The sequence below is a fragment of the Mucilaginibacter sp. Mucisp86 genome (assembly GCF_047324315.1).
Taxonomy (GTDB): Bacteria; Bacteroidota; Bacteroidia; order Sphingobacteriales; family Sphingobacteriaceae; genus Mucilaginibacter.
In genome coordinates this window covers 5,442,697-5,455,951 of sequence record NZ_CP168503.1, presented here as the reverse complement: position 1 = coordinate 5,455,951, position 13,255 = coordinate 5,442,697, and the positions used below count along the sequence as shown (strand labels likewise).

Here is a 13,255-nt window from a genome sequence, read left to right as displayed (position 1 = left end):
TTTAGTCTATTGAACAGATAAAGGATGAGGCTTTTTATGATTTATAACGTGTTCCCAAACTTAATAATTACAATCTAAAATTAAAGGCCGGGGAATTAAATATTCACGAGAGCGTAAGATAGCTTTATACTCTTAATAACCCCATTTTTTCATGATTTGTAAATCAATTTTTACACAATCGATTGGGTCCATCCCCTGGTATGATTCCTGCTCAATAATAAATAACGAGGTGCCTCCTTTTTTTGCACCAGCCTTTACAATATCTTTAACGGGCAGTATCCCTTTACCTAAAATTGTACTTTCGGTGTCATCGCCATTATGTGGCGGCACCTTAATTTCGTCTTTTACGTGCATTGACTGGAACCTGCCGGGATACTTATTAATAAACTCTAACGCCATACCGCCGGTGCTGAACATGTTGCCGATGTCAATTTGCTGAGCAACCAAAGCCGGATCGGTATTTTGAATGATATAATCATAAAGCGTGATATCACCTACTTTGGTACTGATCTCAAAATTGTGGTTATGATAACCAAACATCATTGACGATTGCTTACAAAGTTCACCACACTTGTTAAACTGCTCCATTGTACGTTTCAGGGCATCGGTGTCGGTGCGTACCTTTTCGTCAAGCCATGGACTTATCACAAATTTTTGCCCCATGGTGGCTGCATCCTCAATGGTATATTTCCAGGCATCGGTAAAATCATTTTTAGATGCATCCCAGTGCTGAGGTGTCATTACGGTATGGCCGCTTGGCATTTTCAGGTCAAGGTCGGCCAGGACCTTTTTAAATTCTTTAGCAGTATAGCCGTAAAATTTCCTGTCGATATAATTAGCATGCTCCACATGTGCATAACCCGCATCAGCAATCTTTTTAAGCGTTCCCTGCGGATCGGCTTTCATGGCATCGCGTACACTATAAAGCTGCACCCCTACGCGCTTTAGTTTATTGTCAGTTGCTGCAAATAAACTATCATGAAGCAAAGCCGCTCCGGCTACTGCCATTGCACCGGTTTTTAAAAATGATCTGCGTGATGTATACATGGTTATATGTTTAAGGTTATTTTGCTATCGGGAATACAGGAAACAATAAATCGGAATTACTTACAAAAGCAAGATGCTTGCTATCCGGCGCCCATGACGGGGTGTTGATAGTACCCTGCCCGCCGTATAGGTAAGCAACTACTTTTGACGGACCGCCTTCAATTGGCATTACCCGTAAATATACATGTTTATAAAATGGATGATCGCCGGGAGATACTTCGCTTTTCAGGAATGTGATGTAAACTATCCATTTGCCATCCGGCGAAATATGCGGAAACCAGTTATTATAATCATCGTTAGTAAGCTGTGTTTGCTCACTGCCGTCGGCTTTCATACGCCAAACCTGCATGAGGCCGCTACGTACCGAGTTGAAGTAAATATACTTACCATCGGGCGAATATTCAGGCCCGTCATCAAGCCCGGGGGTATTGGTGAGACGCTCTTCGGGACCACCGTTCGCCGGGATGCGGTACACATCAAATTCCTTATTGCGTTCGCCGCAAAAAACAATATACTTTTTATCGGGCGACCAGCCATGCATATAGCTTGCACCGTGCCCGGTTTGTGTTACCCGGGTTGCCTCCCCCCCTGCTGATGACACAGTGTACCCAATTGAAGGGCCACCATCACCACTGCTAATGGCCAGCATTTTGCCATCAAAGGAAAGCACATGATCATTATTATTGTTCTTAGCGATGCCTGTATTGAGTACTGTTGGCGTATGCGATTTAAGATCAAATTTATAAAGCGAGCCTTCGCTGTTATAAATAAGCGATTTCCCATCAAGCATCCAGTTTGGCGCCTGGATCGATTTTGGCGACTGATAAATCACAGTAGCGTTCCGACTCTCCAGGTCGAGCAGTTCAATCGCACTGCCTAAATACTGTTTATACGGCACAAGCGTAGCCGGGGCTGGTGTAACAATACGTGTATTGTTAAATACCGCTTTCTCGGTAACATCAGCATTGTGCGAACAGATGAAGATGCCAACATACACGTCGTCGCCTAAATCAAGATCGGTAACTTCTTCACTCACAAACAAATCACCTTTACGTGCTACCGACATGGTGTAGGTATTGCCTTTACGCTCCAACTGGATCACATCGGCGGCGGTGATGGATGCTTTCTTTTCCTCAGTGATTCCACTTACAGTTTTACGGTATTGCAATGAAGTTAAACCATCGCCATGCACAACCGCATTGATATGTTTTGAGTTTGAATCGAGCGTGGCACGCACCATTAAACCTACCTTGCGGTGGGCCTCAACGCCTTTACCTATAAAAGCTGCGTTGGTGCGAAGGATGAAATCGCCTTTCATTTTCTTCCACACAAAATGGAAGTCATCATGCGTAGCCCAGATGTTTTGGCCCGAACCGGTTAGGGTATACTGCTGCAGTTTGGGGTCATATACCCCGCTACCCGCATGTTTAACTGTACCTACATCGGTTTGCCCGTCAAAAATTCCCGGTCCCTGAGCCTTAACCCGAAATGAAAACAAGGCAACGCAAGCCATGCATAACACAACGTTTAATATTTTACAGCGCATTGGTTTGGTGTTTAGTGTACACTATAATCGGTTCACTAAGGTATATAATCAATTCGCAATTAAGATAGTACTATTTTAACAATTCTCCACTTTTTTAACATATAACCAGATTTTTACAAAGTGTAATTTTAACACGGAGTGGAGATTTAAGCCGTTGTTGGTGTTGTCACCAACAACAACCTGGCAGGTAACGCTGAACCTCGCTGGCTTGGAGCAGAGTTGTTGGTGACAACACCAACAACGGCTAAGGGAAACGGGAATTTCAAAATACAAAAAGGCCATAGCAATCATCCCGCTATGGCTTTCCATATATAATATTATAAAGCAGCTTACTCCGCCTCGGCCAATATCTCGTTAACGGGTATCGCCACAGGTACAATAACAGGAACAGGCGTACAATACTCCTTCAAAAAATCAGCTTTGGAATCCCGGTATGAGCTTACCGCACCCAGCATACTCATCATTTTAATATAGCACCAGGCCAGGTCAAACTGGTATGGTTTAAAGCCTGAACGGGCACTTTTAGGATACAGGTGGTGGTTATTATGCCATTCGCCTGCAACATAACCCGGCCATAATTGGTTGATCGACATATCCTCGCGGTTATGGTCGATACCATCACGGCGCATGTCTTTTCCTTTGCCGTGACCTTCGTAATTAAATGTACGTACGCCAACTGCCCAGATCCCCGCCGAACCAAATACTGCACAGGCAAGCGCCGGGCCGCCTAACAGGTAGAAAGCCGCAAACCAAAAGCCCCAGTTGAGTATAATACCAACTATGGTACGCGTTGGATTAGCCAAGGTGCCCCATTTTTGATACTGCTTGTAAGTATTGGTGGTTACCCCGGTATGCTTCATCAGGTTAACACATTTTTTATAGCAGGCCTCGTCCATGTTGCGGGCTATAGGCTGGTGGTTAACATCGGCCAGAAAGCAATACATAAAACCACCTTGTGCGTTGTACGGGTCGCCAGGCTGATCAGATAAAGCGTGGTGCACGTGGTGTGATACCGCGTAAATCTCTTCAGGAATAATTTTAAGCGTAAGATTTTGGGTAAAAAAACGCCAGAATTTATTTTTAAAAGTATATGCGCCATGCGTACAATACCTATGGTGCCAGATAGTGCCATGGGTCCCCATAATGATCATGCTATATACAAAGGCAACGATAAGCCCTGTGATGCTGAAATATTTAAAAATGAACAGGCCTAAAAATGGCACCAAAGCCACAACCAGCGACCAGCTTAAAAATGAAAGCCAGTTCTTTTTATTGCTGAATACGTTGAGCCTTTTAAAAAATTCCTTTACAATTTGCTTGTTGGTGGGTTTTGAGAGATTGCCAAGTTCATCTGTCCAACCATATGCAGGTGGTTCGAGCACAGTGTTTAAAAATGCCATTAAGTTTTGGGGTGGTTAGTTTAAAGAGTAGGAAATATCTGTCTATTTTGTCACAATATAGTAAAAATTACTTATTGCTTATACGTATTAACGACAGAAAAAGATTTAAAGTACCCAACAAATGATTAAAACTTTTTCAAAATAATTAAATTTCTTTATAGGAAATTACAAAAGCAAATACCCTACAGATATTACTTAATAAGCATTAATCATGTAGCAAACCCACAGATTTTAAATAGGAATAATTTTTGAGGAAAGGTTAATCCGTTACCAAAGGAAGGCTAAAACTAAAGGTGCTGCCTTTATTTACTTCCGAGTTTACCCAAAGACTGCCGCCGTTAAACTCAATAAGCTCCTTACATAAAAACAAGCCAATGCCTGTCCCTTTTTCGCCGGAGGTACCTGTTGCTGAATATTTGGTATTGAGGCTAAATAAGTGTTGAAGCTTTTCAGCAGGAATTCCCTTGCCGGTATCCGCAATATTAATTTTAAGGGAGTTTTGACCATTAAGAGTTGATAAAGTGATTATTCCCTTGTCGCCAGTAAACTTAATGGCATTGCTAACCAGATTGCTTAAAACTACTTTGATATGCCTTTCGTCGGCATGCACACATATTCCGGGTAAGGCCCTGTTTTCAAACCGGATATCTTTTTGCTGAAAAAGGTAGCTGAAGATCCGCTCCATTTCAACACCAATCAGATAAATATCAACTGCCGATGGCTCATGATTAATACCTTTGATTTGGCTCCCCGCCCATTCAAGCAGGTTTAAAAGTGTTAATTCGGCACCCTGTACTACCGGTTCAATCTCCTTCATCAGGCTTTGTACCTCTGTATCAGTTAAAACATTGGTATTATACAAGCGTAATATAGAGTGCAGGTTGGCAATAGGCGTACGGAGGTCATGCCCTATAACAGCCAGCAACTTATCTTTAAGGCTGTTGATGCTGGCCAGGTTTGAAGATTGTTCTTCTATCAGTTCTTTCTGAATCAGCAGGGCCTTATGCTGTTTACGCATCCGGTTGGTTAAAACCCTTTTTTGCTTATAATGATAGTAGGTAACGGATAAAGCCAGTATCACAACCAACAGCGCAATAAGCAGGGTAATGATAATCGTTTTCTGCAGATGGATTTTTCCGCGATATTCCTTAGCTTTTTGCTCAACTGCCGCAATAGCAGTTAGGCGACTGTTAAGTTCAAAATAGCTTTGGATCAGCTCGGTATTTTTACGCTTATTGGTAGCATTAAGACTATCAAGTGCTGCTGTATATTTCTTTTGGTAAGCCAGCGATTGCACCAGATCATGCTTTTGCTCAAAGCTGTGAGCTATAGTTTTGTATGCAGATGATATGCCATCCATAATCCCTATGCTATCTGATAACACTGCGCCTTTTTTAGAAAGTTCAATTGCTTTATCGTACTGATTTACCAGATTATAAATAGTGGCTTGCTCAATAAATGATATAGCCCTTAAGCGCTTGTTGTTAACAAAGTAACTCATATGCAAAGCGGTATCCGAATAAGCAATTGCCTGCTTATACTGCCCCTTTAACCGGTAAGCGTTGGCAAGCCGGCTATACAATATGCAAATAGCGGGCTGGTCATTTATAGTGCGGCTAAGCCGCATGGCGAACTTTGCGAGGGCTATCCCCTTATCATATTGTTTAAGCTTTGCATAAACAAATGAACGTTCGTTGTAAACCTCGGCCAGCATTTCGGGATCATGGCCTGCAAACCGGGCAGCTATGTCTAAATTTTTTAAAGCCTTGCCATAATTCTGCAAATCGGTGTAAGCGCGGCCTATTGAACTATAACAGTGAGCAAGTATCAGGGGGTTGCTTTTGGGCAGATAGGTTAAAGCCGAATTGAAATAAAACAAACTGATAGGATAATAGGATTGTGACCAATATACGTGCCCCAAATTCAAAAAGGCACTACCGGTACCTTCGTTATATTTTATTTTTTCCGAAAGCAGTAAAGCATGCTCGGCCATTGCCCTTGCCTCATGAGGAGCGCCAACGTAGATATTTTCGATAACCCTGTTAAGGCTATCAATAGTTTTGATTAATGACTGCGATTTTTGGGGATCAGTTCCGCTTGCTTTTTGGGCATACATACCACCATGCATCAACAACAGCAATAATAAACCTACGGGCCTCGTCATTCGCAAACAGTTTCGGACTGCAATCTAATAATAAACTTAATATGGACAATAGCTATCCGGCAACCAGGCAGCGCTCGCCCTGCAACAGTTCAATGCAATGTTCATAATTATCAGGCATTTGAATCTGCTCAACTTCTTTCATATAGCTTTGTTTTATTTCTTTACGGCGGCGGGCTTCGATAAACCGCCTTACCTGCTCCCGGTTTTCCAGTACCAGGCCGGGCACTTTGGCTGGCTTGTTAAACTCGTCTTTTGCCACCATGGTAAAATAGCTGGTATTGGTATGTTTTACCGAGTGATTTTTGATATTTTCAGATATTACCCTAATGCCCACCACCAGTGAGGTATTGCCTACATAGTTTACCGATGCCATTAGCGACACCAGCTCCCCTACTTCTACAGGCTGTAAAAAATCTACTGTGTCGATAGACGCGGTAACGCAATAGTTGCCCGCATGTTTGGCGGCGCATACATAGGCTACTTTATCCATTAGTGAAAGCAAGATCCCTCCGTGAATTTTTCCGCCGAAATTGGAGTATGAAGGGATCATCAGTTCGGTAATGGTGGCTTGTGAAAAGGCTACGCTTTTATAGCCGTCGATATCGGATAAAGTGCTCATAATGATGTTAAGATAGTATAAGGTTATGCACTAAAATACAATTTATGCAACATTAGTATTACACAGGATTAAATGATTAAACCTTCATTAAACTTTAACGGTCAATAACCTAAATTGACCCTAAACTATGAAAAAACACTTACTGCTTGCGTTTATTGGCATTCTTTTTTTATCAACGGCCTATGCCCAACAGTCCCGTGAGGTACACGGAACTGTGATTGACAGTGTGGGCGCGGTACCCGGCATTACCGTAAAACTGATATCCGATAAAGATAGTGCAGTAGTAGCAACCAGTACCGCAGGGGTATTCTTTTTCCCTGCCGTTGTATCCAAAAACTTTAAACTTACCATCAGCGGTATAGGCTATCAGCCTTTTACACGCCGTTATGTAATGGATAATGATACCAAGCCTATTAAGCTTGATCCTATTAAAGTAAAAGTTCAAACCAATATGCTAAACACGGTAGTGGTTTCGGCTGTGATCCCCATCACCATAAAAGAAGACACCGTCGAATACAAAGCCAGCGCCTATAAAGTAAGAGAAGGATCACCCGTAGAGGACCTGCTTAAAAAACTGCCGGGCGTAAGCGTTGATAAGGATGGCAATGTAACCGCACATGGCAAACAGGTTACCAAGGTGCGGGTAAACGGCAAGGATTATTTTACCGGCGATGTGCAAACAGCCACCCAAAACCTGCCTGCTGATATCGTAGAAAATATACAGGTGATTGACGACTATGGCGACCAGGCCAATTTAACCGGCATTAAAACAGGTGATCCGGATAAGATCCTGAACATTACCATACAAAAAGGAAAAAGCAAAGGCAACTTTGGCCAGGGAAGCGTGGGTGTTGGTAATGACGATCGGTACCAGGCCCGCCTGTCGGCCAATTCATTTTATGATGCAAGGCAGCTGGCGCTCATCGGCACATGGAATAACAACAACACCAATACGTTCAACATTGGCAGCAGCGGCGGCGGTGGCGGTCGCGCCGGGCGTGGAGGCGGTGGAGGCGGCGGCAGTGGCGGAGGGGTAAGTACTGCTAATGGCATCACTACTAACCGCTCAATAGGCACCAATTACCGCGATGACTGGAGCAAAAAAGTAACGGTGTATGGCAGCTACAGTTTTGCAGATAAAGACAGGGATATCAATAGCACAACCCTGCAACAAAACCTTTATCAATCGGGCAATATCATCAATATGGATAACAGCACTAACCATAATCACGGTATTAACCACAGGTTTGATTTCAATATCGAATACAAAATAGACACATCCAACTATATCAAAATAAACCCGGGGTTTTCGTACGCTACTGCTGAAAACATGAGTACCGATACCTTCAGCAATACCCGTAATGAAAATTTAGTTACAGGTAATGAACTGGCTTTAACCAACAACTCATCACAAACCGGCAGCCTTAATGTGCTTTACAACCACAAGTTCCATAAAAAAGGGCGCAATTTTAGCGTTAACGCCAATGTAAGCTATTCTAAAAACGATCAGGAACTTAACGATAAGTATACCACCCGGGCTGATACCGTAGTAACGCCCCTGTTTCAGCAGGTTAACTCCGATAATCAATCTCAAAAAGTAAGCCTTCACTTTTCATATATCGAACCTATTGGTAAAACAACTTACCTGGAAAGCAATTACAGCTACAATTATTCCAATACCGATAATAACCGCTACAATTACCGGGTTGATCCTGTAACGGGTAATCAAACTTATGTCGACTCCTTAAGTACGTTGTATAACTATCAGTTTATCACCAACCGCATCGGGTTAAACCTTCGGGGGGTACAACCTAAGTATAATTACACATTGGGATTGGCGGTTCAGCCTTCAAAGCTCGATGGCGAATCACATAATTTCCATACCACTACATCTACTTTTAATATTATCCCAACGGCAAGGTTTATCTATAATTTTTCAAAAAACCATTCATTCTCATTCAATTACAGCGGATCAAATGCACAGCCGTCGTTTAGTCAGTTACAGCTTCAGCCAGATTATTCCGACCCTCAAAACAGGGTTTATGGTAACCCGGATTTGAAACCGTCCTTTACCAATAGCTTCAATGTAAGGTACAATCAATTCGATATTGCAAGCGGCAATTCACTGTTTACCAATTTATCATTTGCCGAAACACAGGATGCAATAGTTACCAACTCATCGCCGGTTAGTGCTAATACCCAAACCACCAAAGGCAATAACACCATACAGGAAACCCGTTATATTAACACCAATGGCGTTTATAATGTAAACGGCAATTATTCCTTTTCCAAACCTTTTGCCGAGCGTAAGTACACTGTATCATTAAATGGCGGCGCCAGCTATAATAACAACATATCATTTATAGAGAATCAACGCAACGAGGGTAAAAACTGGGTACTTAACCAGGGGGCTAAACTCCGGGTTGACCTTGACAGCATTATGGACAGTGAGATCAGCGCAAATTACAGCATTAATACCACCCGTTACAGCCTGCCATCCTCATTAAATACCGATGCCCAAACCTGGACACTGGGACTGGATGGCCGCAATTACTTTTTTTACAGCTGGGTGCTTGGTTATAGTTTAACCCAAACCATCAATCACGGCTTCAGCAGTACTGTTAAGGCCAACCCTACCCTGCTGAGCAGTTATCTTGAATACCAGTTTTTAAACAAGCATATTGCTTCGCTCCGGTTCCAGGCCTTTGACATTTTTGACGAAAACAAAGGCATCACCCGTACAGCGGTTGGAAACCAGATAATTGATACGCGCACTAACCGCCTGGGCAGGTATTTTATGCTGAGCTTTACACTCCGGCTCCAAAAATTTACGGGCAGTCGTCCGCAAGGAGGGCGTAACGGTGGCGGGCGCGGTTTCGGCGGAGGTGGCGGCGGGCGTCGTGGAGGCAGGGGATAATTTGTATCCCGTTTTTTTGGAGATACGTTAACCGCTGTTATATATTTACAACAATCTATATCCCTGCATTGAGAAAGCTTATTTTAACCTTTATATCGATACTATTTATCGGCTGTGCGTTTGCACAAACCAAAGATGCTGCCGCCGCAAAAAACAGCCCCGAAACTGTGGTTGTAAAACATCGCCTCACCGATTCGGTAATTGAACGGTTTAACGTGCTAAAAGTTAACAGGGGTATCAGGCAGGGGCTATACCAGGCGTTGTATCAAAAAAACTATGCCCTGGCCAGTGGCTATTACGATAATGATAAGCGAACTGGCGTTTGGCACTTTTTTGATAACCGCGGGCACCTGGTACAAAATTTCGACTACAGGACCAACCAGATCACCTATGAAGCGCCTGAAGACAGTACCTCCAATCTGCAGTATTTTGTTGATGTAAAACTTAATGATACGGCAAAAACAACCAAGCCGCTTAAAGTAGGCGGCAGATTTTTTGGATATCTTCCCTATCTCAACCTCTTTAAGCTTCCGCCGGAATTAATGAACCTTAATCCCAATGTATCATTTGGCGCTGTAGAATTGCTTATTAGTCCGTTAGGAAGGCTTGCATCATTCAAGGTACATGTATATAGCGGCTCGTACGAAAAAACCTTTAATATGAGCATCGACGTACCCGACCCTGCCGACAAGATATTTGTACCAGCTACTGTAAACGGCCAAGCAGTTAGCTGCCGGGTAGTGATCAAATGCGGTTTCAGGAATGACGGAGGGTTGGAGTTTTATTGAGCACCTCAACCCCTCTAAATCTCCCCTAAAGGGGAGACTTTCCTTGCATACTTTAAATAAAAAAGGTTCACTTAAAGCGAACCTTTTTTATTTAAAGCACTCTCCCTTTAGGGGAGGGTTTGGGTGGGGTTTAATGGTGGTGATGACCATCCGGACCATGTGCGTGGCCGTGTGATAATTCTTCAGGGGTTGCAGGGCGCACGTTAAGGATATTACCTTTAAAATGCAGTTCCTGGCCAGCCATTGGGTGGTTAAGGTCAACAATAACGGCATCTTCGGCAATTGAAACTACCATAGCCTGGAAACGGTGGCCCTGGTTATCCTGTAAAGGCAAAATGCTGCCAATTTCAGGAATTTCAGTTCCCTGGAACATTTCTTTAGGCAGGTTGGCTACAGCTTCTTCATCATATACACCGTAAGCATCTTCAGGAGATAAGCGAAACTCGTAAGTATCACCGGTTGAAAGTGTGCTCAGGTTTTCTTCAAATTTAGGCAACATCTGACCGGCACCAAATAAAAAGGTAAGCGGCTGTTCCTGGGTGGTACTTTCTACCAAAGTTTCGGTACCGGTGTTTTCGCGGTCTACGTACAAATCGTAGGTTAATGATACTACGTGCTGAGGTGCAATCTTCATTGTAAATTGTTTTTAGTTGTAAAATCTGGCTTCAACTTCATTAAGGGCGTCGGCCGGGTTATTAGCAGGTAATCCGCAGGTTTTATCTTTACAAATGAAAATTTGTGTTGATGCACCAAACTTATCCTGCAGCAAAGGTAAACTTCCTGTATTACCACCCAACATAATTTTATTGGGGATGTAATTATTTTCCATTTCCTTTCTGAAAGCTTCGGCTTCGGTACCTGTTATCGCAATTTCGTTTATACCAAATACTTCATCCACCAAAAGCATCACCCAGTTTGAATAGGCCGAACCATACTTTGCCAGCTGTGGCATTACATTGCGTAACAATTGAGCCGAAACCTCAACGTAGCTTTCGTTATCAAAAAGCAAGCCTAACTTTTTAAGCACCCTTGCCATAACCGAATTGGAGGCCGGGATCACCCCATCCATAATTTCAGATTTACGGGCAATCAGCTGCTCATCATCGTCGGCCGTGAAAAAGAAAATACCCTTTGTTTCGTCATAATAGTGGGCTATAGCCGTATCAGTAAGGCTTTTGGCCAGCTGCAGCCAGTGCTCATTAAAGGTAACTTCATATAAGGCGATAAGCCCATCGATGATATTGGCATAATCATCCAAAAATGCTACAGATTTATCCTGCGACGATGTGGCACTATAAACCCGTGATAGCCTGCCATTTTGACCAAGCAGGTTATTTAAAATAAACCCGGCGTTATTCAGCGCCAGTTCAAGATAGGCCGATTTATTAAACGTTCGATAAGCATCACTCAAACCTTTTAACATCAGGCCGTTCCATGAGGCAAGTATCTTGTTATCCAATCCAGGTCGTACACGTATGCTGCGTGCTTCAAATACTTTTTGTTTTGAAGCGTTTATTTTGGCAAGTAATTCATCAACCGGCAAACCTAACTTTTGGGCAAGTTCTTCGTCACTATCCTTACGGAACAATACGTTCGATTCTTCCTCTTCCCAGTTGCCATCCTCCGTAATATTGTAGTAGATGCTGAACAGTCCGGCTTCATCTCCCAGGATCTCTTCGATCTCATCTTTGGTAAAAATATAAAACTTGCCTTCCTTCCCTTCGCTATCCGCGTCAAGCGCCGAGTAAAACCCATAATCTGGCGACATCAGCTCGCGGGTACTGAAAGTGATGATCTCATCAACTACCTGCCTGTACAATTCATCCGGCTTCCAGGTGTAGGCCTCGGCATACAGGCCGATAAGCTGGGCATTATCATACAACATTTTTTCAAAGTGCGGTACATGCCAGCGCCCATCAACCGAATAACGGGCAAAGCCGCCGCCAACATGGTCATAAATGCCGCCGAACGCCATTTTATGCAGGGAGAGTTTTACCTGTTGGGCAATCTCTTCATCCTTCATTAAATGAGCGTAGCGCATTAAAGCCAGCCAATTATTGGGCATCGGGAATTTGGGTGCATTGCCGGTACCTCCCTCCTGCTTATCAAAATACCGTTTCCAGTTATTTACAATAGATTGCAGATCATCTTTGGTATGTTCTGCCTGTGCAACCACAAATTCAATCGACTCGTATTTTTGGATTCCTTCGGTAAGCCGTACTGCATAGTCTTCAGCTTCTTCGGGCTTTTGTTTGTAGAAATCGGCAAGGTTAAAGAGTAACGATGTCCAGTCGTTTTTACGGAAGTAGGTACCGCCGTAAATGGGCCGTTGATCGGGCAGGCAGATGCAGTTAAGCGGCCAGCCGCCCCTGCCGCTCATGAGTTGCACGGCACTCATATAAATCTGGTCGACATCGGGGCGCTCTTCCCTATCCACCTTAATACAAACAAAGTATTCGTTCATTACGGCAGCCACCGCTTCATCTTCAAAGCTTTCGTGCTCCATTACATGGCACCAGTGGCAGGCCGAGTAACCAATACTAACCAGGATCAGTTTATTTTCGGCCCTGGCTTTATCAAGGGCTTCTTTGCCCCAGGGGTACCAGTTAACCGGGTTATTGGCGTGTTGTAATAAATATGGCGATGTAGAGTTGGCCAAACGATTCATATAGCTGTGTATTTGCTGCAAAAATGCAGATATAATTGCACCTGTAAGTTAAATGGTAATTATTTAGAAAAGTTTTAACCTCACCCTTCCCTCTCCAAAGGAGAGG

9 protein-coding genes are annotated in these 13,255 nt (G+C 43.3%); 2 read left to right on the top strand and 7 right to left on the bottom strand.

From position 1 onward, the window contains the following. Positions 1-132 precede the first annotated feature (132 nt). The 5 genes from ACEN9X_RS22935 to ACEN9X_RS22915 form a co-directional block, all read right to left on the bottom strand. Entirely contained in the window at positions 133-1,047 is a 915-nt protein-coding gene (locus ACEN9X_RS22935; protein WP_413667334.1) for a TIM barrel protein, read from the bottom strand. A 16-nt stretch (positions 1,048-1,063) separates the two neighbouring features. Then, a complete protein-coding gene (locus tag ACEN9X_RS22930; protein WP_413667333.1) occupies positions 1,064-2,593 on the bottom strand; it encodes a TolB family protein in 1,530 nt (509 codons plus the stop codon). Positions 2,594-2,922: 329 nt separating this feature from the next. Then, a complete protein-coding gene (locus ACEN9X_RS22925) occupies positions 2,923-3,993 on the bottom strand; it encodes a fatty acid desaturase (RefSeq protein WP_413667332.1) in 1,071 nt (356 codons plus the stop codon). Positions 3,994-4,252: 259 nt separating this feature from the next. Continuing rightward, the gene (locus ACEN9X_RS22920) at positions 4,253-6,157 is read right to left on the bottom strand and encodes an ATP-binding protein (protein WP_413667331.1); all 1,905 of its coding nucleotides are present in this window, start codon (positions 6,155-6,157) and stop codon (positions 4,253-4,255) included. A 52-nt stretch (positions 6,158-6,209) separates the two neighbouring features. After that, positions 6,210-6,776: an acyl-CoA thioesterase gene (locus ACEN9X_RS22915; RefSeq protein WP_413667330.1), complete on the bottom strand. Its 567-nt coding sequence runs from the start codon at positions 6,774-6,776 to the stop codon at positions 6,210-6,212. A 127-nt stretch (positions 6,777-6,903) separates the two neighbouring features. On the opposite strand from ACEN9X_RS22915, the gene ACEN9X_RS22910 reads away from it, so the two are divergent. Next, positions 6,904-9,693 carry a TonB-dependent receptor domain-containing protein gene (locus ACEN9X_RS22910; RefSeq protein WP_413667329.1) on the top strand — a complete coding sequence of 930 codons (2,790 nt, stop codon included), beginning with the start codon at positions 6,904-6,906 and terminating at the stop codon, positions 9,691-9,693. Positions 9,694-9,761: 68 nt separating this feature from the next. Continuing rightward, a complete protein-coding gene (locus ACEN9X_RS22905) occupies positions 9,762-10,481 on the top strand; it encodes a hypothetical protein (RefSeq protein WP_413667328.1) in 720 nt (239 codons plus the stop codon). A 130-nt stretch (positions 10,482-10,611) separates the two neighbouring features. Here ACEN9X_RS22905 and ACEN9X_RS22900 read toward each other — a convergent pair whose 3' ends face one another. Continuing rightward, positions 10,612-11,115, bottom strand: a complete 504-nt coding sequence (locus ACEN9X_RS22900) for an FKBP-type peptidyl-prolyl cis-trans isomerase (RefSeq protein WP_091211441.1) — start codon at positions 11,113-11,115, stop codon at positions 10,612-10,614. Between the two features lie 12 nt (positions 11,116-11,127). Next, on the bottom strand, positions 11,128-13,149 hold the full coding sequence (locus ACEN9X_RS22895) for a thioredoxin domain-containing protein (protein ID WP_413667327.1): 2,022 nt from the start codon (positions 13,147-13,149) through the stop codon (positions 11,128-11,130). Between the last annotated feature and the right edge of the window lie 106 nt (positions 13,150-13,255).

Coding starts and splice junctions, on each gene's coding strand:
- ACEN9X_RS22935 (WP_413667334.1), bottom strand. CDS start 1,047: ATGTATACATCACGCAGATCATTTTTAAAAACCGGTGCAATGGCAGTA.
- ACEN9X_RS22930 (WP_413667333.1), bottom strand. CDS start 2,593: ATGCGCTGTAAAATATTAAACGTTGTGTTATGCATGGCTTGCGTTGCC.
- ACEN9X_RS22925 (WP_413667332.1), bottom strand. CDS start 3,993: ATGGCATTTTTAAACACTGTGCTCGAACCACCTGCATATGGTTGGACA.
- ACEN9X_RS22920 (WP_413667331.1), bottom strand. CDS start 6,157: ATGACGAGGCCCGTAGGTTTATTATTGCTGTTGTTGATGCATGGTGGT.
- ACEN9X_RS22915 (WP_413667330.1), bottom strand. CDS start 6,776: ATGAGCACTTTATCCGATATCGACGGCTATAAAAGCGTAGCCTTTTCA.
- ACEN9X_RS22910 (WP_413667329.1), top strand. CDS start 6,904: ATGAAAAAACACTTACTGCTTGCGTTTATTGGCATTCTTTTTTTATCA.
- ACEN9X_RS22900 (WP_091211441.1), bottom strand. CDS start 11,115: ATGAAGATTGCACCTCAGCACGTAGTATCATTAACCTACGATTTGTAC.
- ACEN9X_RS22895 (WP_413667327.1), bottom strand. CDS start 13,149: ATGAATCGTTTGGCCAACTCTACATCGCCATATTTATTACAACACGCC.